Annotated in this window: 23 protein-coding genes; 10 read left to right on the forward strand and 13 right to left on the reverse strand. The window is 44.5% G+C overall.

The window, feature by feature from the left end; all coding sequences use genetic code 11:
• Positions 1–142: 142 nt before the first annotated feature.
• From ASL11_RS11660 to ASL11_RS11675, 4 genes are all read right to left on the reverse strand, one after another.
• Complete coding sequence (locus ASL11_RS11660; RefSeq protein ID WP_056613679.1) at positions 143–997, reverse strand: SDR family oxidoreductase; 855 nt, start codon at positions 995–997, stop codon at positions 143–145.
• Complete coding sequence (uxuA, locus tag ASL11_RS11665; RefSeq protein ID WP_056613681.1) at positions 981–2,087, reverse strand: mannonate dehydratase; 1,107 nt, start codon at positions 2,085–2,087, stop codon at positions 981–983. The genes ASL11_RS11660 and uxuA overlap by 17 nt, the downstream gene beginning before the upstream one ends.
• A gap of 30 nt (positions 2,088–2,117) precedes the next feature.
• A complete protein-coding gene (locus tag ASL11_RS11670) occupies positions 2,118–2,795 on the reverse strand; it encodes a GntR family transcriptional regulator (protein ID WP_056613683.1) in 678 nt (225 codons plus the stop codon).
• Between the two features lie 195 nt (positions 2,796–2,990).
• Positions 2,991–4,079: a ParB/RepB/Spo0J family partition protein gene (locus ASL11_RS11675; RefSeq protein WP_082595389.1), complete on the reverse strand. Its 1,089-nt coding sequence runs from the start codon at positions 4,077–4,079 to the stop codon at positions 2,991–2,993.
• A gap of 224 nt (positions 4,080–4,303) precedes the next feature.
• On the opposite strand from ASL11_RS11675, the gene ASL11_RS11680 reads away from it, so the two are divergent.
• Entirely contained in the window at positions 4,304–6,619 is a 2,316-nt protein-coding gene (locus ASL11_RS11680) for a bifunctional diguanylate cyclase/phosphodiesterase (RefSeq protein ID WP_056613685.1), read from the forward strand.
• Positions 6,620–6,683: 64 nt separating this feature from the next.
• Here the strand turns inward: ASL11_RS11680 and ASL11_RS11685 are convergent, their stop codons facing one another.
• A complete protein-coding gene (locus ASL11_RS11685; protein WP_056613687.1) occupies positions 6,684–7,490 on the reverse strand; it encodes a histidinol-phosphatase in 807 nt (268 codons plus the stop codon).
• Positions 7,491–7,513: 23 nt separating this feature from the next.
• Positions 7,514–8,416, reverse strand: a complete 903-nt coding sequence (locus ASL11_RS11690; protein ID WP_056613689.1) for a LysR family transcriptional regulator — start codon at positions 8,414–8,416, stop codon at positions 7,514–7,516.
• 267 nt (positions 8,417–8,683) lie between these two features.
• Between ASL11_RS11690 and ASL11_RS11695 the strand changes: the two genes are divergently transcribed.
• Both ASL11_RS11695 and ASL11_RS11700 read left to right on the forward strand, forming a co-directional pair.
• Positions 8,684–10,210 carry an MDR family MFS transporter gene (locus ASL11_RS11695; RefSeq protein ID WP_056613691.1) on the forward strand — a complete coding sequence of 509 codons (1,527 nt, stop codon included), beginning with the start codon at positions 8,684–8,686 and terminating at the stop codon, positions 10,208–10,210.
• A 14-nt stretch (positions 10,211–10,224) separates the two neighbouring features.
• Positions 10,225–10,803, forward strand: a complete 579-nt coding sequence (locus tag ASL11_RS11700) for a PadR family transcriptional regulator (RefSeq protein WP_056613693.1) — start codon at positions 10,225–10,227, stop codon at positions 10,801–10,803.
• Positions 10,804–10,933: 130 nt separating this feature from the next.
• Here ASL11_RS11700 and ASL11_RS11705 read toward each other — a convergent pair whose 3' ends face one another.
• Together ASL11_RS11705 and ASL11_RS11710 are read right to left on the reverse strand one after the other, a co-directional pair.
• Positions 10,934–11,731, reverse strand: coding sequence for a TIGR01457 family HAD-type hydrolase (locus ASL11_RS11705; protein WP_056613697.1), 798 nt, complete (start codon positions 11,729–11,731; stop codon positions 10,934–10,936).
• Entirely contained in the window at positions 11,728–13,407 is a 1,680-nt protein-coding gene (locus ASL11_RS11710; RefSeq protein WP_056613700.1) for a PAS domain-containing sensor histidine kinase, read from the reverse strand. Before ASL11_RS11710 ends, ASL11_RS11705 begins: the two co-directional genes overlap by 4 nt.
• A 280-nt stretch (positions 13,408–13,687) precedes the next feature.
• Here ASL11_RS11710 and ASL11_RS11715 point away from each other — a divergent pair, with 280 nt between their 5' ends.
• Positions 13,688–14,146, forward strand: coding sequence for a chemotaxis protein CheX (locus ASL11_RS11715; RefSeq protein ID WP_056613703.1), 459 nt, complete (start codon positions 13,688–13,690; stop codon positions 14,144–14,146).
• A gap of 74 nt (positions 14,147–14,220) precedes the next feature.
• Positions 14,221–14,997: an SDR family NAD(P)-dependent oxidoreductase gene (locus ASL11_RS11720; RefSeq protein WP_056613706.1), complete on the forward strand. Its 777-nt coding sequence runs from the start codon at positions 14,221–14,223 to the stop codon at positions 14,995–14,997.
• 43 nt (positions 14,998–15,040) lie between these two features.
• Here ASL11_RS11720 and ASL11_RS11725 read toward each other — a convergent pair whose 3' ends face one another.
• Positions 15,041–15,304: a DUF2573 family protein gene (locus ASL11_RS11725; RefSeq protein ID WP_056613709.1), complete on the reverse strand. Its 264-nt coding sequence runs from the start codon at positions 15,302–15,304 to the stop codon at positions 15,041–15,043.
• Positions 15,305–15,536: 232 nt separating this feature from the next.
• On the opposite strand from ASL11_RS11725, the gene ASL11_RS11730 reads away from it, so the two are divergent.
• From ASL11_RS11730 to ASL11_RS11740, 3 genes are all read left to right on the forward strand, one after another.
• Positions 15,537–16,115, forward strand: a complete 579-nt coding sequence (locus tag ASL11_RS11730) for an RNA polymerase sigma factor (protein WP_056613712.1) — start codon at positions 15,537–15,539, stop codon at positions 16,113–16,115.
• Between the two features lie 85 nt (positions 16,116–16,200).
• Positions 16,201–17,634 (forward strand): DEAD/DEAH box helicase, encoded by a 1,434-nt coding sequence (locus ASL11_RS11735; RefSeq protein ID WP_056613716.1) that lies wholly within the window; start codon positions 16,201–16,203, stop codon positions 17,632–17,634.
• Positions 17,635–17,680: 46 nt separating this feature from the next.
• Entirely contained in the window at positions 17,681–18,226 is a 546-nt protein-coding gene (locus ASL11_RS11740) for a hypothetical protein (RefSeq protein WP_056613720.1), read from the forward strand.
• A gap of 84 nt (positions 18,227–18,310) precedes the next feature.
• On the opposite strand, the gene ASL11_RS11745 is transcribed toward ASL11_RS11740, so the two are convergent.
• The 4 genes from ASL11_RS11745 to ASL11_RS11760 all read right to left on the reverse strand — a co-directional run bounded on the left by ASL11_RS11745 (position 18,311) and on the right by ASL11_RS11760 (position 22,892).
• A complete protein-coding gene (locus tag ASL11_RS11745) occupies positions 18,311–19,492 on the reverse strand; it encodes an MFS transporter (RefSeq protein ID WP_056613725.1) in 1,182 nt (393 codons plus the stop codon).
• Positions 19,489–20,313 (reverse strand): Cof-type HAD-IIB family hydrolase, encoded by an 825-nt coding sequence (locus ASL11_RS11750; RefSeq protein ID WP_056613730.1) that lies wholly within the window; start codon positions 20,311–20,313, stop codon positions 19,489–19,491. Before ASL11_RS11750 ends, ASL11_RS11745 begins: the two co-directional genes overlap by 4 nt.
• On the reverse strand, positions 20,306–21,082 hold the full coding sequence (locus ASL11_RS11755; RefSeq protein WP_056613732.1) for a DeoR/GlpR family DNA-binding transcription regulator: 777 nt from the start codon (positions 21,080–21,082) through the stop codon (positions 20,306–20,308). Before ASL11_RS11755 ends, ASL11_RS11750 begins: the two co-directional genes overlap by 8 nt.
• Positions 21,083–21,236: 154 nt before the next feature.
• Positions 21,237–22,892: an FAD-dependent oxidoreductase gene (locus ASL11_RS11760; protein WP_056613734.1), complete on the reverse strand. Its 1,656-nt coding sequence runs from the start codon at positions 22,890–22,892 to the stop codon at positions 21,237–21,239.
• 219 nt (positions 22,893–23,111) lie between these two features.
• Here ASL11_RS11760 and ASL11_RS11765 point away from each other — a divergent pair, with 219 nt between their 5' ends.
• Together ASL11_RS11765 and ASL11_RS11770 are read left to right on the forward strand one after the other, a co-directional pair.
• Positions 23,112–24,326, forward strand: coding sequence for an S-layer homology domain-containing protein (locus ASL11_RS11765; protein WP_056613738.1), 1,215 nt, complete (start codon positions 23,112–23,114; stop codon positions 24,324–24,326).
• A gap of 165 nt (positions 24,327–24,491) precedes the next feature.
• Entirely contained in the window at positions 24,492–24,770 is a 279-nt protein-coding gene (locus tag ASL11_RS11770) for a hypothetical protein (protein ID WP_056613742.1), read from the forward strand.
• Positions 24,771–25,023: the final 253 nt, after the last annotated feature.

Raw genomic sequence — 25,023 nt, forward strand, 5'->3', positions numbered from 1 at the left:
AATCGTCCATAAACAAACAAAAACCGTTCCACCGCATAGCTCATATTGAGCGTTATGCAATGAAACGGCGTGTGCTTCACTCCGTCTACCTTATTAAAATGAGTATAAAAGAAAAAGGCTCGGATTACTACAATGACTAAAACTAAACGCCAGAATAAGCCATGAATCCGCCATCCACAGGGATCGTTGTACCCGTAACGAAGCGGGACATATCGGAATCAGCCAGCCACAGCAACGTTCCTAGTAAATCCTCCGGCTTGCCGAAGCGGCGCATCGGGGTATGAGCAATGATTTTATGAGAGCGGTCCGTCAGACTGCCATCCTCTTTCATTAACAATTTGGCATTCTGCTCCGTCAAAAAGAACCCAGGTGCAATGGCATTCACACGAATACCGCTTTCTGCCAAATGAACAGCTAGCCATTTCGTAAAGTTATCGATAGCCGCTTTGGCTGCGCTGTATGCAGGAACTTTCGTCATGGGTGAAGGTGCGCTCATGGATGAGATATTGATGACTGTTGCACCCGTTTTGCCATGCATATGCTTAGTGAACACTTGCGTAGGAATTAAGGTGCCCACGAAATTAAGATCCAGCACGTTGCGGAATCCAGAGATGCTTAGATCATAAAAGGATTGCACATCCGGATTCGCCACATCTTCCATTTTGAAAATCTCGTTCGTCGTATTCGCGCTGGCATGGTTACCGCCCGCACCATTAATGAGAATATCACAGGTACCCAGCAATTCAATCACGGATGCTGCAGCTTGCTCCACACTTTCAGCTACAGTGACATCGCAGGCAACGGCAATCGCTTCGCCACCAGCGGCCTCAATTTCACGAACCACAGCTAACCCTTTCTCATGCGTACGATTCAGAATGGCAATGCGTGCACCTTGTCTAGCTAATTCTAATGCCATCACGCGGCATAATACGCCAGCGCCTCCAGTAATCACAACGACCTTCCCTTGCAGGGAAGGGAAATTAGTTAATCCGCTCATATGCAGTGACAGCTCCTTCTTGTAAAGTAGCGCTTTGGCGACACAGCATGTCCCAAAGTCCCCATAAATACATGATCCCTAATGCACGATCGTAAAGCCCGTATCCAGGTCTGCAACGTTCATCCCAAATATGTCGACCATGATCCGGACGGCAAAATCCTTCGTAATTATTCGCATGCAGCGCCTGCACAATGCCTGACATATCAACCGTGCCATCCTGCGTGCGATGAGAGGTTTCGATGAAATCACCATTCTCATACAAGCGAACATTCCGCAGATGGGCAAAAGGAATCCGATCCGCGAATTCATGCACGATCGAGACAATATCATTGCTCGGGTTCGCACCGAGTGAGCCACTGCACATCGTAAGCCCGTTATACGGGCTGTCATGCAAGGCTAAGAAACGGCGAATGTTCGCTTGGCTCGTCATCAATCTTGGCAATCCAAAGACGGACCAAGGTGGATCATCCGGGTGAATCGCCATTCGAATGCCGTGCTCGGCGGCCACGGGAATAACTTCATCCAGGAAGTACTTGAGGTTTGCCCAGAGGTGCTCCTCGGTGACATCCTTATAGGCGTCGAATAGCTCCGTTAAATGAGCAAGTCGTTCGGGCTCCCAGCCTGGCATACTGAAATCAGGGTTGGCATTAATCCGTCCCACATGCTCAGAAAGGTCGAGGTTGGCAATTTTACTTTTTTCATAAAATAGTGCCGTCGAGCCGTCTTCCAGCTCCTTATGTAAATCTGTCCGTACCCAATCGAACACAGGCATGAAATTGTAGCAAATGACTTTAACACCAACTTGCGCTAACGTTGCGATCGTTTTCTTATAATTAGCGATGTACGTATCGCGACTTGGCAGTCCTAATTTAATATCCTCATGAATGTTGACGCTCTCCACGACCTGCATATGCAGCCCCGCACGATCAGCCTCGGCTTTGATTTTCTGAATCTTAGCCATCGGCCATTCTTCACCGGCAGGTACATCATGCAGGGCCCAGACGATACCTTCAACACCAGGAATTTGTTTAATTTGCTTAAGAGTGACCGTATCGTTGCCCTCTCCAAACCAACGGAATACCATTTTCATAGTTGCACACTCGCCTCCCATATAATCAACCTATTTGAAATAAGTAGGGAACTTCTCTTTTAATAATGCCTGATCGGAGATGCCAACTTGAAGATGCGCGCGAATTAATCGTTCTGCCTTATCGGGCTGTTGCTCTTTGATGGCCTCCACAATCTGCCCATGCTGCGCATAGAGCTCATCCCAATGATGATCAGTCGCTAAGCGGAGCATACGGGTGCGGTTCAAATGCACATTAATTTGCTCAATGACTGCCCAGGTGTTCATTTTCTTGCATCCTTCAAAAATCGTCCGATGAAACTCCTCATCAAGCTCAAACATTTTCTTGAAGTCTTGTTCATCCATACACACTTTCTGCGAGGCTAAATTCATTTGAAGCAAGCGCAGGGACTCTTCCGGAAAAGAGAGACAGGCCAAGCGAATGACGGCGCTTTCCAGATGTTCGCGAATGAAGCGAGCTTCATCCACCAGTTCCAAATCAATGCGAGAGACAACCGTACCGCGTTGCGGATAAATATCCAGCAAGCCCTCCTGTGCTAATTGCACGAAGCTTTCCCGAACAGGTGTCCGACTAACATTGAAGCTTACCGACATTTCTTTCTCCGAAATGGTAGCACCTGGAAGCAGGCTTAAGCTCAGTATTTGAGCCTTTAGCGTGTGGTAAACAGCATCTCGGGTCGAACTAATCAGAGGTTTTTTGAAGTAATCCATGAGGATCTCCTTTGCAAAATGAAGCCTAAACTTATACTACCATACTTGTATGGTAGTGTGGAAGTAAAAAAATGAGTAGCGAGCCTTCGTTGAGTTCGGATCGCTTACCGATTTGAACAAGCACTAAAAACACCGCATGCAGCTCGTGCTTTCCTCACTAGGAATAACACGAATCACAAGCGGTGTAAGTTAATTTTAATGAGAGACAGCTAGGCTTTGAACCGTTCTCCAAGCTTCCAATTGCTTCTCCAACTGCTCCACTAACGTCGAGACGTCTTGGGAGAACTGTTCTCTTTGTTGCTCATTCATACCATCTTGCTCCTGCTGCAACTCGCTAGAAGTAGGTGGATCGGGAATCGTTTGAAGTAATTGCTGTAGTCTAGCTTGTAAAAGCGATCCGGCAGCAGCAGTTCTAGTTGTATCAGCAGCTTGCGGTACAGCAAGCTTAGCTTCAACGGATAGCTCCACTTTGTTAACTTCTTTCCCCTGCGCAGATACTTCAACTTCTTGAACCTCAACTTTAATCTTCTCAGCTTTAGCAGGTGCCTTGGCTGCGATTGGCTTCGCTCGTTCAGCTCGATTGTTCTGGAAAGTAGACCAGGTTTCGATTAATTCAGGCCCTGATTTATAGAGCAGCTGCCCCTTGATTCGGTCAGAGATGTCTTTATCCTTAAACATCTTAGCAATTTTCTTCACATCACTGACTGGCATTTCATCACGTGCCATGATTAAAGCTAGTGGATCACGATGCTCCAATGGGAGATCCTTCAACGGCAGCAATTGATCCTCGGTAAGCTTGTCCTTGCGAATCTCCGTGCCACCTACGATGAGCTTCTTTACAGAATTCCCAAACTTAAGCAGCTCACATTTGTTTTTAATATACGTTTCAGGTTTGCCAAGTTTGCCAGAAAGATATTTAATAGATGAGCTAAATTTCGCATCATGCATAAGCTTATGAAAGGCCTCAGCTTCCTCAATGGGAGAGAAGCCTTCTCGCGTTAGATTTTCAGCAATCTGCTCCAGATAGATTTCCATCTCATCCGTTACCGTTGACACGATGCATGATATGGTTGGAAGCCCTAGCATTTTGGTAGCTTTATATCTGCGATTGCCATAAATGATCTTATATCGGTTGTTGGCGGTTGTACGAACTTTGATCGGAGAGAGTAAGCCAATTTCCCCAATGCTTTTCATTAATTCTTGCAGTGCTTCTTCATCGAACTGGTAGCGGGGCTGGTCCGTGTCCTCATCAATGAGATGCATAGAAATGTTATGTATGTCCATCTTCATGTCTCCATTCGTTCAGGGTCATATGTCTAATTATATATCAAGGATGAAAGTGTGGGAACGCCAATTCGCTAGAAAGGATTTGGAAGGGATTGGTAGGGGCATCACGGACAACCCCGGAGGCAAATAAATGTATTGCCAGTAAGGGAGAGGAGATGAAATAATAGAGAAAGATGTCGAATAATGTTCCTGCTTCAAGTCAAATTTGGGAGGAGAGACCTATGAACAGAATGCAGTATTTCTTCTTATCCCTCATTTTTGTCCTTCTGTTTACCTCAACTGAATCGGTTCTCACTACCTATAAAAAATCGCTTTTGAATGAACTGCAAAGTACGGAGGCTGCTCAATTATCTGCCAAAGCTGTTGCCTTACAGTCTGTCATTAATCGTAATTTCAATTTGATGGTAAGTCTAGAGGCCTTTGTCAGCGCCGGCTATTTGCAAGACAAAAGTGTACAAGAGGTTCATGCTTATATTGAAGCGTTATATGCGGGTTCACAAGCGTCCGCCTTCAATGTTGTCATTGCACCACATGGGGTTATGAAGTTCGTGTATCCCCCGAAAGGGAATGAGGATATTATCAATTGGGATCTCCTGCATGATCCTCGAGAGAATGTACAGACTCAAGTCTATCAAGCGCTGCAAACGAAAAAAATGACGACCGACGGTCCTTTTATGTTGCTTCAAGGTGTGCAAGGTTTGGTAGCTCGTAAAGCTCTTTTTCAAGATGGCGTTTTCTGGGGCTTCGTTTCTGTTGCCATTAACATGGATAAGTTGCTTATTGAAGCGGGGATCAAAGACGGTGCTTCTGAAGAGCCGAGGATGGCCATTCGAAGTCCAGGCATGCCAGCATTTTACGGAGAAAATACAACATTCTTTCAGTCCCCTTTGATCGCAGTGATCGATCTTCAGGATACGAAATGGGAACTAGCGGCTACCCCTCCCGCCAATGCGGTAAAAACGGTCAATAACCAAATGCTCATTATCCGCTGCGCTATACTGCTCGTTTTATTTCTAGGCTTATTCTTCATTATCTATATCATTCGACAACGTGATCGGCTTAGTCAAGCTGTGAACGAGCGGACGCAAGAGCTGCAGATCGCCAATGAAGACTTGACAGCGGCCAATGAAGAGTTGATTGCTGGGCAGCAGGAACTACAGGAGTCTACGAAGCGGATGCAGGAATCGGAGCAAATGTTGTCCTATATGGCCTACCACGATGTACTGACAGGCATACATAACCGTGCTCATTTTCAGATGATGTTGAAAGAGCAAATTACTTACAATCAGGTGAGGGGGACCTCACTCGTCGTCCTTTTCTTTGATCTTGATAATTTTAAAATGATCAACGATTCACATGGGCATCATATGGGAGACTATATGCTGCAAAAAGTTGTTCAACGCGTCCAGCAATCTCATTTGGTTTTCCACACGTTTGCTAGATTTGGTGGAGATGAATTTGCGATTTTACTGGAGAATTGCTCTAGCGAGCAGGAAATTCAAGCTTTCTGCGAACAACTTATTGCCGTCTTGAAACCGCCTTGTATATTGGCGAATCGGTCCTTTTTTATAAATGCGAGTATTGGCATTGTACAGTATCCATATGGCGGTGAAACGTGGGAAGCGCTGCTGAAAAATGCGGATATTGCGATGTATATGGCTAAAAAAGAAAGTGGCAGCTCCTATAGCTTCTTCACTCAACACATGGAGATGTTGTCAATTTCTAAGCTGGAAATGGAAAATCATCTCCGTCAGTCGTTGGATCGAAAAGAGCTTGAGATTGTATATCAACCCCAGGTAGATTGCATGAAGGGGGCAATTACAGGTGTTGAAGCACTGTTACGTTGGAATCATACGACGAAAGGCTACATTTCACCGTCCGATTTTATTCCAGTAGCGGAGGAAATAGGACTTATTGATGCGATTGGTGAGTGGGTGCTCCGCGGCGCTTGTAGACAAATGAATGCTTGGCATCGTCAGACGGATGAACCGCTGATGATCTCCGTTAATATTTCAGTCAAACAGTTGCATGATGAACGCTTTGTGGATAAGGTTATTGCGATTCTGGAAGAGACCGGGCTTGAAGCGCGATACTTGGAGATGGAAATCACGGAAAATGTAGCGATGCAGGACAAGCAGATGGGTGTTCTGAATAGACTTCGCCAATTAGGAATCTCTATTTCCGTGGATGATTTCGGTACGCATTATTCATCCTTAAGCTATTTGAAAAGGTTCCCGGTCACGAAGATTAAACTGGACCAGTCATTTGTTCGCGGTATTCAGACCGATGACAAGGATCGTGCTATGATCAAAGCTATCATTTCTGTGGCGAATGCTTTTCAGCTGCAAATGATTGCAGAGGGAGTAGAGACGGAAGAACAGGCGGACTTTTTGGTGGCGAATGGATGCCATCACATCCAAGGTTATTATTTTTATAAGCCGATGAAACCCGCACAGTTGCAAGCGATTTTGAAAGAAGAGCTGCATGAAAAATTGGCATTCTTAGGAGCAAAGTCTGTTCATAATTATGATATATAATAAATACCAAAGAGGTGCCCTTCATTAGGGCACCTCTTTGGTATTTGGAAAAAGAAAAAGTTCGCTACAGAGCAACAATTTGCTTTTGTTTATTTTCGAAATAGACCCAATGATGGAAGCCAATTTCCTTCAAAGTTTTCTGAACTTCTTCCCAATCATCAGCAACGCGGCTAGGGACATGGGCGTCAGAACCGAAAGTAACCTCAACGCCATAATGCAGCGCACGCTCTAGAATCTCATGGGAGGGGTACCAACCGCCAACATCTTTCGTTTTGCCTGACGTATTAATCTCAATCGCAACGCCGGATTCTCCTATGATTTTCAAAGTCTCATCGACCTTTGGTGTCACGATATCGGAAAAGGCAGGGTAGAAGCCTTTCATCGCATCGATATGTCCAAGAATTTGGAACATTCCCGATCGAGCGGAATCAGCAATCAGGCGATAATACTCTTCCTTGTGCTCAACGTGCTCAGCTTCGTTCAACTTCTTCCATCTGTTGCGATTGAAGATGCTCACACCTCCGGAAAGATGAACGGAGCCGATGATGTAATCGAACGGATACTTTGCATATTCTTGCTTATAAATCTCCACGTGCTCTGGGAAATAATCAGACTCCACACCTAAGAGTACATTAATTTTGCCTGCATACGCTTGTTTGAGGTGTAGTACTTCCTCTATATAGCGGGGAAATTCGCTTTTTGCCATGGCGATGGCAGGTTGTGCACGATCTTCGGAGCTTCCAAAGTATGGGGAGTGATCGGAGATGCCAATTACTTGAAGGCCAGCTGCAATGGCTGCCTCAATATAGTCACGTATGGTATCTTGCGCATGTCCGCATCGCTCATGATGCGTATGTAGATCGAATTTCACAGCAAGCCCTCCTAAAAAGTAAGCTATTCTGAACCAATAAATTGCGTTTCCGGCATTCCTTTGAGATCGCGGAGAAATTGTTGCATAGCAGAATTCAAGTATCTTCCTGACTTATATACTACGCCTACGGGATGGGTAATATCCAGTTCGTTCACTTTTACCATCTTCAATGAGCCATGTCGCAGTTCATCAGCAACAGACATTTTGGATATGATCGCAACACCTAGATTTAACTCGACCATGCGCTTCACTTCCTCACTGCTAGACAACTCCATGACAATATGAGGCGAGACATCATAGGATTTGAAGATTTGATCGACGAAACGTCGACCTGCAGTTTCTGGAGAAAGCATGATAAACGGAATATTTCTAAGCTTCTCGATAGATAAATGTGTGAAACGACTAAGCGGATGGTGCGTGGAGACGATGAGTTCAAAATTATCATAGTAAAGCACGGAAGTCTCCAAAGCTGGATTCTTCTCAAATAAATACGTGATCCCAATATCGATATGACCGTTTTCCACGGATGTCATGATCTGAGAAGAGGTCATGGAATGAATGGTCGTTTTAATCAGCGGAAATTGATCCTGGAAATAGGAAAGAACCCTCGGCAAGATCTGCATGGCAATGGAAGTCGTTGTGCCAATATGGATATGACCTTGAGGGGTTTGACTCAGATCGGAAAGACGCTGTTTCAGGTCACTGGTGATCCGTAATATTTTTTCCGCATGCTCCAAGAAAAGCTTTCCACTATCTGTTAAAGTAACAGGCTGATTACGATCAATGAGAATCGTACCGAATTCATCCTCAAGACTTTTTATTTGCGCGGAAACGGCAGGTTGGGTCAAGTTTAGAATTTCACCAGCTTTACGAAAGCTCATCGTCTTAGAAATCGTGAGCAGGGTTTCTAACTGGTTCATATTCATCAGATTACCTCCTGCAAGTTAGATGTAAGATCAAAGGTACAAATAAAATTTATCGAAATTGTAAAGGACATAAAAACCTTTTCTGACTTTATTATATGATAGGAAGTGCTAACTAGGCAACAAGGCGGGATATTTGCGGGTCTCAGAGCGCAAGCTACCGATGTATGAAAGCAAAGTGGATAACTGAAATTTATCTTTTCAAATTACTCAAATTTGAATATAATAATTTATGTAATATATAACATAACGATTAAGGAGACTCCACGTATGTCTTTATCACGTAAATCAAATCCGACCGTGACGGTTGTAGCCCTGATGCTTGGACTCTTGTTGGCTTCTCTAGATCAAACGATCGTATCAACTGCGATGCCAACGATTGTATCTAAGCTGGGCGGCTTTAGCCAATTTGTTTGGGTATTCTCGGCCTATCTGATTGCCAATGTGGCAGCAATGCCTATTTTCGGTAAACTTTCGGATATGTATGGCCGCAAACTATTTTTCATTATCGGTATCGTTGTCTTTATGATTGGATCCGCGTTATGTGGAACAGCAACATCGATGACACAGCTGATCATCTACCGTGCGATACAAGGTATTGGCGGCGGAGCGTTGATGCCGATTACTTTTGCTATTATTTTTGACATTTTCCCTCCTGAGAAAAGGGGCAAAATGCAGGGCTTATTCGGCGCAGTTTTCGGATTATCCAGTGTGCTTGGTCCTATTATTGGGGCTTACTTCACAGATCATGTGACGTGGGAATGGATTTTCTTTATCAATTTACCTCTAGGTATTATTTCTTTGATTATGATTATTTTCTCTTATCACGAGTCCGTGGAACATAGTAAGGCTAAGATTGATTGGGGCGGTACAGTTGTATTAACGGCAGCTATCGTTTCACTCATGTTCGCATTGGAGTTTGGCGGGAAAGAATACGCTTGGGGTTCGATGCAAATTATTGGTTTATTTGCAGGGTTCGTCGTACTGTTAGCAGGGTTTATTCTTATTGAGAAAAACGCTGCAGAGCCTATTGTACCTCTAGATTTATTCAAAAATCGGTTATTTACGTCCAGTATGGGAGTTAGCTTTGCTTATGGAGCGGTTCTCATTTCTGCAGGGACGTACATTCCATTATTTATCCAAGGCGTATTCGAAGGTTCAGCGACATCGGCTGGATCGACATTGACTCCTATGATGCTTGGTGTCGTCGTAAGTAGTGCACTAGGTGGTCGCTTCATCGGTAAATTCTCCTATCGGAATGTGCTTCTTGTATCCGTCGCTCTTCTTCTGTTGGCGACATCGCTACTTGGCGGTATCTCCATTGATTCGGAGAGATGGGTTATCACAACCTACATGATTATTCTCGGACTAGGCATCGGCGCTTGTTTCCCGATCACGTCGATGTCTGCACTTCATAAAGTTGATTTCCGTCGCCGGGGTACGGTAACATCCTTGGTTGCTTTCTTCCGTTCCGTTGGTTCTGCCATTGGGGTAGCGATATTCGGGAGTATTCAAGTAAATGCTTTGAAAGACAATATCACCAAATCGTTGAATGACCCAGCTATGGCGGAGAAGTTCCATGATGCGCGGATGCTGCTCCAACCCGAAGTGAGAGCGAATATACCCCAAGAGGTATTGCATAAGCTCTTAACCGCGTTGGCGGATTCGATTGCCGTTGTTTTCCAAACTACGATTGTTTTAGCTATACTAGGTCTCGCGTTCATTTTATTGATGGGAAATGCTAAACTAGAAGTTGGTAAGGCGCCTGTCAAAGGAGATGTACCAGTAGGACACTAGGAGGTTGGGCACAAATGTCGATGAAGCTGGTCATTCTCGGACTATTAATGGAAGCCAATCGGCATACCTATGAGATTCGTCAAACGATGAAAGATCGCGGTATGACGAATTATATGAAACTGCAAGACGGCTCGCTCTATTATGCCATGGATCAACTGCATAAGGATGGTCATGTAGAAGCCTTAGAAGTCGTGCGCGATACGAATCGGCCAGAGAAAACTATTTATCAAATCACCGAAGCTGGTAGGCAAAAATTTCAAGAACTGTTGTCTCATCAATTGCATGAAGAGATCAAACATTATCATCCGCTTTATGTGGCACTGCCATTTACCGTTCACGGTGATCAAGCCAAGATTGCAGATATTCTTGAACATAAAATTTTGGAACAGAAAATGATCATGAATAAGATGAAAAGTTTGTACAACGAGCATTTGAACATTGTTCCTCGCGTTGTCTTGCAAATGATGGTCGGCAGCTATAAACGTGCTTTCACCGAGTTGAAATGGCTAGAAGAGCTGCAGCAGGATGCCCGAGACGGCAGGCTGCAGGAAAGAAACTCAGAGCTCGATGTGGATTGGGATCGGATCGATTGAAGCAAATTGAAAAAAGCACTTCCTTGTCCAACAAGGTAGTGCTTTTTTTTGTCAACAATAGAAAACCAAACGGAAATCCGCGTTTTTAATTGGGAAAATCGGAGTAATGCGACTGTACAGCAGTCATCATTTACTTGGTCGGTGACGATAACAAATTCAGCTGCGCTATGAACTGTGGCAAATCCGTGCAGACCAAGTCCGGTGTCAAGCCAGCCGACGCCAGCTGCTCGTGCACATTGTCTGGCGTCGCGACGCCCGTCAAGACAAGAGCAGTGCGGCAACCCGCCATCGCACCTCCGCGGATGTCGGTGTGCACGTTATCGCCGATGACCCAGACATCGGCGGCAGGCAGACCGAGCCGCTCAATGGCATACGCCATAATGATCGGCGAAGGCTTACCGATCACCACCGGCTCCACGCCGGAGGCGGCGGTGATCGCAGCTGCCAGGGAGCCCGCCCCTGGCATAAGCCCTCCATCCGACGGAAGCATCCGGTCGGGGTTGGTTAAGACATAGGTCGCGCCATGCTTCAGATGGCGGACCGCTTCCGTCAGCTTCCCATAGGTGAAGCTGCGATCAATGCCTTGGACGACGTAATCCGGCGTCGTCTCATCCAGCGTGAAGCCGGCTGCGTCCAACGCAATCCGCAGGCCGTCTTCGCCGATCATATGCACGCGCTGGCCAGCGCGCTGCTCGGTCAAGTACTGCGCAGCCGCCTGCGAAGACGTATAGACGGCTGCCGCGGGTACCGCCATGCCGAGCGCTTGTAGATGCTCGGCAACTTGATCGGGGGTGCGGGACGAATTGTTCGTCACCAAGAGGTAAGGCAATTGCTCCTGCTGGAGCCATTGCAAGAAAGCAGCGGCACCAGGGATAGGCTCGTGCCCTCTGTAAAGTGTGCCATCTAGATCGATTAGAAATCCGTTCATCCTGTTGCTTCTCCTTTAGATAGGATAGTTGTTGTCGGGAGTGTGATCTCGACGATCGTACCCTCCGTAAGTTTACTGCTAATGTTCATGAACCCACCGTGCGCTTCAATGATCCGATAACAAACCATTAGGCCCAGTCCTGTTCCTTTTTCCTTCGTACTATAGAAGGGTTCTCCAAGCTTGGGAAGACGTTCAGGTGAAATGCCGCACCCCTGATCCACGAAACGAACAAGAATCTGATTGCCCGAACCTTTCAGCTCTGCATGAATGTGCAGACTGCCACCTTGCGACATCGACTCTATAGCATTTTTCATAATATTAATGAAGACCTGTTTGATTTGATTTTCATCACACATGACTGGCGGAAGCCCTGAGTCAACCTCTGCTTCAATTTCGATATTAGAGAGCAGTGCTTGTGGTTGAAGTAACTCTACAGTGCTCATGATGATCGTGTATAACGTACTAGTAACGAAATGAGTAGCCTGAGGTTTGGATACAAATAAAAACTCATTCACAATGAATTCTATACGCTGCAGCTCTTTTTGCATAATTTCAATGTAATATTGCTCCTTGGCAGAGCTTGTTTTGAGCAGCTTGAGGAATCCTTTTAACGCGGTCAGCGGATTGCGGATCTCATGTGCAACACCAGCAGCCAATTGTCCAACGGCAGATAGCTTATCCGATTTAATAAGCAATTCCTGCGTCTTCTTCAATTCTGTGATATCACTGAATGTAATGACGGTACCTAATAGCTGACCACCACCATCTAGTATAGGACTGGACATGTACTCTACTGGAAAGCTGGTTCCATCTTTTTTCCAAAACAAATCTTCATTCATTATCGCGCCTTCACGTTGAAGCATCGTGTTTACTGTCGCGTTATCCTCAGGTATGACCAAAGTGCCATCCTCATGAAGCGGCCGAATCAGGTTATGTATGCGTCTACCTAGCATTTCATCCACTTTCCAACCAGTGATGGCTTCCGCGGCTTTGTTCCAGAAAATAGTACGTCCATTTGTATCAATACCATAAATGCCTTCCGAAACCGAATTGAGAATGAGCTGATTTTGTTTATAGAGCTTATCAATTTCTTTCTTCTGTTCTCTGATCTCAGTCAAATCTTTCAGAATAGCATACACCCCAACGATTTGGTTGCCCACTTTGGTAGGAACAAAAGTTACATTAGAAGGGATTGGGAATCCATTTTGATGTAAGAAAGAAGCATCGAAATTTTGGGGCATTCCTTCTGATGCCACTTGGAAATGGTGCAGTGTTTTGAGTAGATCAGGAGGATGGATCATTGGAAGAAATGAGGCGGATTTGGACGATTCTTCACCCAACCCGAGCAAGCTTTCAAGTCCATGATTCGAAGAAAGGATTTCACCATCTAAACTAAAGGAAATGATAGAGTCAAGATGGTTATCGAATAGTGATTTATATCGCTCAGCTGTTTCCGAAATACTGGTTTCACGTCGCTTGAGCAGCCGTATTCCGAATAAAGCGAGTAACATAAATACGACTAACATACAACTATCGAGAGCGATGCTTGCCATACGGTTATGTTGAAAAAAAGGCAAATGGTGCAAATAAAATAAATGAAAACCGAAGATCGCTATGACGGGTATCAGATAAATCGTGAATTTTCGGATACTTACAGGAGGGGGGTTCATCGTCATTGACTCTCATCTCTCCTTTTTGAGATTCTCTTTCATAGTTTAACAGGAATAGCTATTATTTTGTATAATTTACCATTCTTTTTGTATATTAATTATTTGGAGGCGTTTCAATACTAGGTTTCGACAATTTAAGTATGAAGGTAGAATTGTGGCGTGTATCTGAGTAGTTGGAACTATTTTTGTTAAATTGACAGTATACTTGTCCTAAAATATTATGTATAATGTTGAAAAAGGTCGTTTTTCTGTGGAACTTATTCACAAATGAGATCGGAGCGGAGCTATGAAGGCTGAGTACATTAATCCCTTTTTGGAGTCGGCTAGAATCGTCATCGAGCAAGTTGCTAACATTCGCCCAACGACAGGGCAGCTCGGCATTAAAGACGTCAAATTTGTGGAAAAGTATATCTGGATCCAAATCGGTATGACTGGACAAATGGAAGGCGACGTCGTTTTCGGCTTGGCTGAAGATGTTGCTCTGAAAATGGTTTCTGCCATGATGGGTGGATTCGTCATCACTGAGATGGATGAAATGGGTAAGAGTGCCATTTCTGAACTGGGCAATATGATTAGTGGTAATGCGAGCACGATGCTCTTTAACCAAGGTGTTCGGGTAGACATTACACCACCGAAGTTAGTCCAATCTGCAACGGCAGCAGGATTTGTGCCGAAGAGAGCATTAACCATTCCTTTAATCATGGATGGCATTGGTGAACTAGACATTCAAGTACTAATTACGTAATATAAGTAGGAACGTTGGAGTACCAGTTTGATGGTAGCTCCATTTTTTTTGTGTGTCGAAGGGAGTGGAATAGGTTGGAAATCAAGAACAAGGTCGTCTTGATTACAGGTGCTTCAAGTGGAATTGGAGCATTGATGGCGCAGCAATTTGCAGCTAAAGGTGCTATACCTGTGTTGACAGCACGACGTACGGATATGTTGAAACAAATTGCTTCAAACTTGCCGGGGAAACACGCTGTCTACGCCATGGATGTGACGCATACAGATGAGGTAAATCAAGTTGTGAGCCGCATCATCGCCGAGTTTGGGCGAATTGACATACTAATTAATAACGCTGGATATGGCATATTTGAATCATTTACGGAAGCGCCACTTGCTCATTTTGAAGAGATGATGGATGTGAATTATCTGGGGCTCGTACGCTGCACGCAGGCAGTGCTCCCGCACATGTTAAAGGCAGGTAGTGGCCATATTGTCAATGTTGCCTCAATGGCAGGTAAAATTGGTTCTGCCAAATCAACAGCCTATTCGGCAACCAAGCATGCGGTGCTTGGATTTACGAATAGCTTGCGGATGGAACTAGCGAGATCAGGTGTATCTGTGACAGCGATTAATCCAGGTCCGATTGCGACACCATTTTTCGACAAGGCGGATCCGAGCGGTAATTATGTCAAGAACATCGCTTGGTTTATGTTAAAGCCCGAAAAAGTAGTCAAAGAGCTCATTCATGCTGTCGAGAAAAACATTCCAGAAAAGAACCTGCCTTTTGTAGCGGGTGTTGGGATTAAATTATTTCATCTGTTTCCTCGCCTTTTTAATAAACTGGCGTCAGGTATCATGAATAAAAAATAAAGCGGCTCCCAGTCACATTGGGGTCGCTTTTTCTCTGCTTTTTCTACGTTTCGGATGAATCAGACTTCGCTGCTTGCTTCGCTTGATTCAGTGCGCGGATTTCTTCGAAAATCTTTCGCATTTCTGCTTTGCCCTCAGGATGAGATTGATTCCAGTGGGAAGCCAGCGCGGGCAGTGCCTTATGAACATGATTGAAGAAAGCCCATATTTTGATTTTCTCGATCATTTCTGGGGAAGTATCACCAGTAATAAGTTCTGCGGTCTTGGCGACCAACGTGTTAAAATCGTTTTCAAAATCGGTAGGCATGTACGTCATCCCTTCGGATGGAAATAGAGTAGTTGGAGCACTTTTAGTTTAATAGATGAAGAAGAGGCTGTCAAAATATCGGGAAGCATGTTCCCTCTAACAGGTAATCGTTTCCTTATGATCGGGAAATTTTTCCTGTTATTTTAGCGGTAACGATTGTTTACTCCCCCTTTTTAACCTAAAATAAGGTAGATACACTTTAGTTCTTTTTACCTGTAGGCTAGGGGGGAATATGATGAAGTCACTGAGAGAAATATTTAACAGCGACTTTAACACATTAGATACGAGCATGCAGGAACAGATTTATAAAGAATTTTACTTGCTCGTTTATCCGATGATTAATTTTATTTTAAGAGATCACGCTGCCGTGGAGGATATTATCCAGGAAGCCTTTCTCCGTGCGGTTCACAAAGCCCCTTTATTAACGGAAATTGATAAATATGAAGGCTGGCTCAAGAGACTTACGCGGAACGTGACTCTCAATCATTTGCGCAAACATCGACGTAACCGTGACGAACTCGAGACAGAGGTATTGTTCTCCTTAAAGGAGTCAGCTCCAACTTCGGATTATTCGGCTACGCCAGACGTAGAGGTTGAAATGAAAGTCATGAGAGAAGCCGTTATTGCGTATATCAATCAACTTAATCCTTCCTATAGACAGATTATCGCCATGAAGTGGATTCATAATTTATCTTATAAAGATATGGCTAGTGAACTTTGTGTGACCGAAGGCGTTGTGCGACAAAGGCTTTTTCGTGCGCGGGATGCCATTAAACAGAAGTTTTTGGATGAATGGGGATCAGATAGATAGAGAACGGCGTCTACATATTTGTTTGCTGAAGCACTCTAGCATATAATATGGGCATGAGGTTGGAAGAGAAAAGGGGTATATCGTATTGAGTACGAGTTTCGAACAGCTGCAGATTGCACAGACTTATTTAGATAAATTACAAGAATTAGGGATTGGTGAACCGACCCCGATTCAAGCGGAAGGTATTCCAGTTCTCCTGCAAGGGAAAGACGCCATTATTCAATCCCAGACAGGAACGGGCAAAACCCTAGCTTATTTGCTGCCTGCCTTGGAGCGAATTGATCCAACACAGAAACAATTGCAAGTCATGGTTATTGTCCCTACACGAGAGTTGGGCATGCAGATCATGCAGGAAATTGAGAAATTGACGAGCGGAGGACCTATTCGTTCACAATCCTTGATTGGTGGAGCGGCCGTTGCCAGACAGATCGAAAAGCTGCGCCTTCATCCGCATATCGTTGTTGGAACGCCAGGACGTTTGCTTGAGTTAATGAAAGTTCGCAAGCTTACGCTGCATCATGTGAAAATGGGCATTGTCGATGAAGTTGACCAAGTGTTTGAACTTGGCTCTATGCAGGATGTAGAAGCGGTACTTAAAGGTATGCTTCGCACGAGTCAAATGGTGTTTGTCTCGGCGACAATTCCTCAAAGTACGGAGCAAGCAGCAGGTAGATGGTTGAAGGACCCGGTTATTATCAAAATTAACCCCTCCCAGCGTACGGCTGAAACGTTGGAGCATCACTATGTCGTGTGTCAGGAACGTGAAAAGATTGACACCCTCCGAAGACTTGTTCGGATGATTAAGCCGACTTCAGCGATTGTCTTCATTAATGTAACTGATGATATTGCACAAGTCGTTGGTAAGCTTCAATATGTAGGGCTTTCTGTTGAAGCTCTATATGGAGAAGCGAGCAAGCAGGATCGAGCCAAAGTCATGGGCAATTTCCGTGAGGGGAAATTTCAATTATTGTTGGCGACTGACGTTGCTGCCAGAGGACTTGATATTGAAGGTGTGACGCATGTCTTCCATCTGGATGTGGCGACGAATGCGGAGTATTACCTTCACCGTGTAGGTCGGACAGGCAGGATGGGCCGTGAGGGGACTTCTATCTCTATCGTGACCTCGAGAGAGCTCTTCATCATCGAGAAATTCGAGAAGCAGCTCGGCATCACGATCGAGCCGAAGGCTATGTACGAGGGCCGATTGGTTGACCCGGCCCAAGATCGCAGTGCGGCTACGATGCGCAGCCGCCGTGAAGCCGCGCGCCCAAGCGCAGCACCTTCGCGCAGCGGCTCCACCGGCGCGCGTGAGGCTGCCGCGCCTGCGGGCGCGGTGCGTGTAAGTGCCGCGGCGCCAGACGCGCGCGGCCAGCAGGGCGCTGCTCCGGCGAAGCCGGCAGCGCAAGGGAAGACGGCCGCCGCAGGCAAGGCCGTCAGCAAAGCGCAACGCGAGCGCGATCGCAAGAGCAAGGGCGCTCCGCGCTGGCTGAAAGAGAAGCAGCAGAATAAAGAAGAGTAGCTCGCTTACGCGCGAAGCCTACTCATGATCTGCGGGGTGTAAAAGCATGCTGAAGAAAGTTACGATCACACTCCTGATGCTGGTTGTCATCGCCGCGGTGATGCTACTCATCATCATCCAGTATGTGAAACCAACGAAGTCGCTGGATCTACAATATAAAGAGATCGCTATAAGCAACAAAATTGCAGAAATGATCCTCTCCCGAAAGCTGGACGTGCGGCTTTCGGAAGAGGAAGTAAATCAATTATTGAAAAAACAGTTAGCTTCGCACAGCACACTTCCGCATGATTTCCAGATGGAAGGTGCAGAGTTGAATCTGCAGGGCGCCATGGTAGAGGCGGATGTAAACGTGAGGTGGCGCAATCGGATACCGATCGGTGCTCACGCGACATTCACATTGGCATGGGATCCGCCTAACTTGGTCATCCAACATGTGAATACACAGATCCGGAATTGGCAGCTACCGAGTACTTGGCTTCAACTAGCTCCGATTGAAATTCCACTGCAATCATACTTACCTAAATTAATTGGCATTAAAAATGTGGTGTTCGAAGACAATGCCATTCTCGTTCAACTAAAGCCATTTCAGTAAAGCAAAAGACCCTTCATACCACCTAAGTGGATATGAAGGGTCTTTTGCTTTTGGTTTCATCTTACTTGGCTAGCTCGCATATCATCAAACTTTTGCTACTAACACAGGAGCCTGCCATCTTCGTGTATACATGATTATACCAAACACAGCACACATACTAATCAGTACAAACCAGATCGAGACACCTACATGGAAGTGATCCATGCCCCAACCGACACCAAGCGGCAGGATAGCTCCGCCTAAACCACCAGAGGCAATGAGTGCACTCGTCGTTTGCTCTGTACGTCCAGGCAACAGTTGATTGGCATAAATAAGGGCAACAGCAAACATACCTGACATGAATAACCCAAGCAAGAGAATGACGGCAAAGCTGCTCCATAAATTCGTGCTGAACACCCAAATGATTACGGTGATCACGCTTAAAGCGAACGAAAAAGCTAAGTATTTGAAATAGGTCATCTTCTCAGCTAAGGCACCTGCGAATAAGCGACCAACAACCATGGTTAACCAATAAGCGGTGACACCGAGTGTAGAGACAGAGCTTGAAGCCTGCAGCTGGTCCTTAAAGATGGACGGTAAGAAATTTACAATCGTATTTTCCATGCCGCAATACAAGAAGAAGACAGTCATAAGTAAGCTTAAAAAAATGAACGATTTTTTAGAAAGATCAGGAATTCGATCCGCTTTCTGCGAACGATCCGCTTTATGGGCAAGTAATTCATCATGTTCACCTAAGGATAGTTTTGACCAAATGATGCCTGTTGCAAGAGCGCTTAATCCCAGCAGCATAAAGGCAAGTTTCCATAACCCATTTGCAATGAGTAAACTGGATACAAGCGGCATGAATAAAGCGCCTAGTCCGAAGAAAACTTCAAGCTTGCTGAAGGCAACCGCTTGTTGATCTTTGGCAGCCATGAGGACGAAGGTACTGATACTAGACTCCACGAGTCCGAAGGAGATACCTGCAAGGAAGGTCAACCCGATAACCACCGGCCAGGGTGGGAGTAAGCCAATAGCAAGCATAGCCACAAACAAGAAGCAAAATGCCATTGTTATTGTACTTCGACGACTGATGCGACGAATGAGTGTAGGCATCGCAAGCACACCTAGCATGAAACCTCCAAACTGCAAAAAGACCAGCAACCCTCCGCCACTGTAGCTTCGACCATAATGGGCTAGTAGTTCAGGTAACACAGCACCAAAAATAACATGCGTGCAGCCTGTTAATAAGTAGGATAGGCAGCCCATAATTAATAATCGTTTCATAATGCGGCGCTTCCTTTACGTTCAGTCGTAAACTTTTCATTATAAGCCAGTACATGGGCAATCGCTTCGGAAACAGAGTTCACGGTATTCGCAGCAACCTTTTTCACATCAGAATGGGCTGTATGCATGGCGAAGCTATGCGGAGTAATACCGAACATCGAGACATCATTAAAGGAGTCTCCAAAACACGCGATCTCTTCAGGCTTTAATCCCAAATGTGCAAGAAGTGCAAGGAGGGAGCTACCTTTGGAAACTTGGTGAGGCATGATATCGAGGCAATCCGTATCAGCCATATAGATGTCCAATTGATCACAGAGCTCTTTTTCTAACAGCGACTTGATCTCAAGTAAATCCTCTTCCTGCCCGAATAGTGAAAATTTACAAATTGGAAAGGCATCCTTCAGGGATTGTTCCATCTCACTTTTGACTATAAAAGGTTCGAACATTCTCTTCTGAATCTCGTCGGAAGCAGGACTCAAGCGCTCAATATAATTGGCACTTCCAGAGCAGATAAACTTAACTACATCGAAAGATTGGATGAGTTGATACACACGGTGAGCGATGAAAGGATCAAATAGCTTCGCTTGCAGAAGCGCACCATCCATCAAATGGATGAAAGCACCATTTTGGGAAACAGAATGAGCTTGATGTTTTATATCTTGAAGTACTCTCTGCATCTCCGAATTCATTCTACCAGAGGCCAGACAAAGCATTATTCCTGCGTCTCTCACTTGCTGTAGAGCTTTCAGCTCCCGTTCCGTGACTTTCTTATGATGGTCAAGCAGCGTGCCGTCCAGATCGCTAACGATTAGTTTAATCATGTTGTTCTTCTCCTCCTGCTAGTACGATTTCAACCTCACTGGCCAATAAGCGCTCTTTCATTTCCTCGCTCAGCGCTTGATCCGTTACCAGAATATCTATACTCTCAAATCCTACAACACGATGGAACAGACGCTTGCCGAATTTCGAATGATCCGCGAGGACGATCACTTGATCGGCATGCTCTATCATCGCTCTTACTAAATAACAATCCTCTTCATTGGGGGCGGATAGCCCATTCTCGGAAATACCACATGTGCCAATGAAAAGCTTATCGACGTGATACTCGTTTAACATTTCAATCGCCTTAGCCCCGTAGACACTATGTTGCTTATTATCTAGTACACCACCAAGCATATGAATCGTAATGCCATCCTTACGAGTAAGGATAGCGGCTGTTTGAATGGAACTTGTGATGACAATGTTGTTTTTTGAGGCCAGGGCAGTAGCTGCATGCAGAACAGTTGTTGAAGCATCCATCATCAGATAATCGCCATCTTGAACGAGTGTAGCTGCTCTTTTACCAATCGTCAGTTTAGAAGTGGATTCCTCCTGAAGGCGCTGATCATAATTGCCGACTTCTTTAGAAAGCGTGGGTAGAATGGCTCCACCTCGCGTACGAACGATGGATCCTTGTTCCTCTAATTTGACCATATCTCGTCTAGCTGTATCACGAGAAACTTCATAGAGCTCACAAATCAGATCTACGGAGATACGCTTATTTGATTTTAAGTAATCCAGGATGGAAACGAGTCGTTCTTCTTGAAACAAGGATGATAGCCTCCTTCGCTTAAGTATTTGTAAGTGAATATAAGTATAATACTTATTGTATACGCATGTTGCTTAGCTTTCAATCCTTTTTTGAAAAAGAAAAACCGTGCTCACTCGTTACATGAACGAGGACACGGTCGATACGATCTAAATCTCATTTAACGGCTGGTTTTTTACGTGTTTGAACGTAGCTAGGATAAGTGATTTCACCAGTATCCAGTTTGCGAATTTCCTCTTCATTCCAACCAGTGATTTTGTTGGACCCTGTTACGCCAGTTAACTTGATTTGATACCGAGTAGCTAAGTACGATTGGAGCTTCAGCATGTCTTCGGGTTTAATTTCGCGAAGTTTCTGCTTGCCATGCAGCTGACCTAAGATGACACCAATGGACTCTGCGGCCAAACTCGTGTTTGGCTGAATACGTGTGCTGCCGAATGCGATCGCGGAGGAACCAACATTTTTTCCTGCTGCTATGACATTTTCATAATTTTTCAGTAAAAAGCTGCGAAGCGGCATGCCGTATTTGTCAGGGCGTCCCATCTCAATTCCCCATTTGTTGGCACTCGTACCTTGAAGATCAAGCGGATAACCGCCAATACTGACATTGTCCCAGAACATCGTACCTGCAAGGAGATCAGATGGTTTAAGGGTATAGTCCATTTCGTAGTGATTATATTCTCTAATATAAGGGTAAGTTGGCAGTTCGCCTAGCTCAGCTTTCTCCCAGCCTGGTAATGTTTTTCGGAAATGCTGCAAGATCTGGGCTGTTTCCTTATTTCCTAAATAGACTGCTTCTTGCACAGACGCCGGCTTGGCAGGATCAACGGTATAGACTAGCAACGCATTAATGAGGACTTCGCCATCACGTTGATTCACGGCATTCAAACCTCTTAGGAAAACACGATCATTAGAAGGATGATACGCCTTCGTCATGCCGCTAAGTCCAATGGCGAAACTATCGCTGACACTTCCACCGCCGAATTGTTTCGATCTTTCCTCAGGTTTTAGTGCGTTGAAGGTCGTATTGAACTTCTTCCAATCTACATGTTTAAACTTCATCATCATGCCTGCGCTCATGTACTCAATATCTTTTTGCCCATAGAATTTCTCGAGACCTGGTAAACGCTTAGCATCCAAGCGGCTCATTAATGCGGCAAAATCACTGTTATCTACCCAATAGGAGGCCGTAATTTTTTTAACTTCATTTTTATTCGTTTTATATAGGATGGATGGGATTTTGTGCATAAAATCAGGTGTTTGAATTTGTTCAACCTCTTGAATGGTGATGCCTGACTCAATGGGGATATCTTTACTTAACTTGTCCATATATGTCGTGAATTCAGAAAGCTTTCGAATCTTAGCGTTGCGGAAGCCATCGAATAGTTCTTTAGCGCGGCCCTGTACAAGTAAATGTCCTTGTTCATCTCGTGTTTCATCTAGAAATAACATTTGACTTTGAAGGATTTGACCGCCGAAGGCTTGATGGGGATCTAATATTTTCACTTTGAGACCTTCATCTATGGCAGCTCGGGCCAAATAAAGGCCTTCAAGCTCACTTCCAATTACAACAACATCTACGTTTTCAGTTGGATATGTGGCAACGCTCGCTATTTTCGTATCTGGACTGGGTACAGCTGAAGGTACTTCACTCACTTGAGGGGTATCTTGATGGGTAACAGTTGGAACTACTGCGGTTACGTTCATGCTTCCTTGCTTGAACCAAATCTTGCTGAATGAGAAGGCTGATACAACGATTAGGAGTACAGCCAGAGCAATAACGAGTTGAACTCGCGGGTTTCGTAAACGCATACATAAGCTCCTTTAGCGATAGACTATATGGTCTTCATTTTAGCAGTTTCAGGGTGGATTTAATAGACTTTGAGAATTGATTCTGAAAGATTTACAACCTGCACCCCCAAAAACTGACAAGCATTGGCGAATCCTTGTAGCATAACCAGGAACCCTTCGCGAAGGCTCCATCTTAATCTTATGTATAAACCATAAAATGACTAAGGGAGAGATTTTAAAATGAAAAAAAACCTAATGAAAAAATTCGTAGCTACAGGTCTTGTTCTAACTATGGTTGCTGGTGGCGGAACTGCCGCATTTGCAAATGGAAGTAAAAACGATGATCGTGGTAAAGGCAATAATAACAATGGATCTAAAAATAATACGAGTTATACACAAAATGTTATTAATGGAGACGTAACAATTAACATTAATTTCAACGATATGAAAAATTCACAATGGGCAATGCGTTATATTGCAAGCTTAGCTTCCAAACGTGTTTTCGAAGGATATGAAGATGGTAGCTTCAAACCAGAGAAAACAGTAACTCGCATTGAAGCGATTACAGCAGCTGTTCGTTTGATGGGATTGCGTGAGCAAGCCGAATCCGATGCTGAAAAGCAAACAAAATTGAACTTCAAAGATGCTGACAAAATTCCTGCATGGGCAGTAGGTTATGTTGCAGTAGCACTTGAGAACGACCTGTTCACAGAGAGTGATGATAGTGTTAAACCTAATGAAGATGCAAACCGTCTATGGGCAACTACTCTTCTAGTGAAAGCATTGAAATTAGAAGCAGAAGCAAAAGCAAACATGACGAGCACACTTACATTTAAGGATGCTAAACAAATTCCAGCTGGATCCGTTGGTTATGTGAAAGTAGCGGTTGATAAAGGCTTAATCGACGGTTTTGAAGACAATACTTTCAAACCTAATCAAAGCGTAACACGTGCGCAATTGGCAGCTCTTCTTGATCGTACGAACGAGCAATTACCTGGCCAAGATCAAAACTCAAATTCAGGAACTGTAAACACAGCTGTGTACAACAATGTTCTTTCCCTAACTAAAAACGGTACAACTACGGTGTATAACTTGCACCCAGACGTTTTCGTTTTACGTAATGGTGTGAAGGTTGCCCCTACTGAAATTGCTGTTGGTGATACAGTTAAAGTACGTACATTCAACAATACTGTTGTATTCGTAGAAGTAACAGGTAATGCGCCTGTAAACACTTCTTTCGACATCTTGGGTACATTGACTTCAACAACAATTAACGCTCAAGGTAAAATTGCGACAATCACGATCACACAAAATATCAATGGAGTTGATCAATCAACTACATATAATGTATCTTCGACTTTCGCTTTGACAGGAAACCTAGCTAACTTCTCAGCGGGTCACGTGATTCAGCTTAAAGGCCAAAATCAATCCGTTACTACAATTGACGTTAAATAAAGCTAATAAGTTGCATTCTTACTAATAGTTATATAAGAGATAAAAAAGGTTAGATTCACACAACAAGCTCCTTGCATAATTCGCAGGGGGCTTGTTGCTCGTTATATTGTATAAATTGGAAAGATATTGGGAAACTATGCTATATCAGGAGAGGAGATGGCTAGAATGGAAGAAAGTTTAATGGATACGTTCAAAAGGTATTATGCGGATTATCGAGGCGCTGAGGGTGTGGATCAAAGCTTTACGGATGCGTATCAGGCCATGGCGTTCCATGTCATTAATCAGACAGAGCACTTTGTGCAACAGGGTAACCTTCATGAGATTCAGAATCTAATTCGTGAGTTCAAGGAAATTGGACTTGCGACTTCTCCGAGCAATGATTCATTAAAGGAGCAATTTGAGCAAGAACTTGTGGTGCAAGAGTTGAATCGATATTCTTTTTAAAAAGGTGTTGCATATTCCAAATGCCCGTGGTATATTACTGGTCCGGCCAAAACGGGCTGCAAATTTTATCGAATTGTGTAGAAATAAAGCTTGCATTTGGTTGGACGAATATGATATATTATAATTCCTGTTCGTGAGAGCGGGTTGGGAAAAGAAAGAAATTGATCTTTGAAAACTGAACAACGAGTGAGTAAGCACAGTCGAGTAATCGACTATAAAAGAGATTGCAAAATCTCGCTAGCTTCAAATGAGC

Origin of the sequence: Paenibacillus sp. Soil750 (assembly GCF_001428045.1) — a bacterium.
GTDB lineage: Bacteria > Bacillota > Bacilli > Paenibacillales > NBRC-103111 > Paenibacillus_E > Paenibacillus_E allorhizoplanae.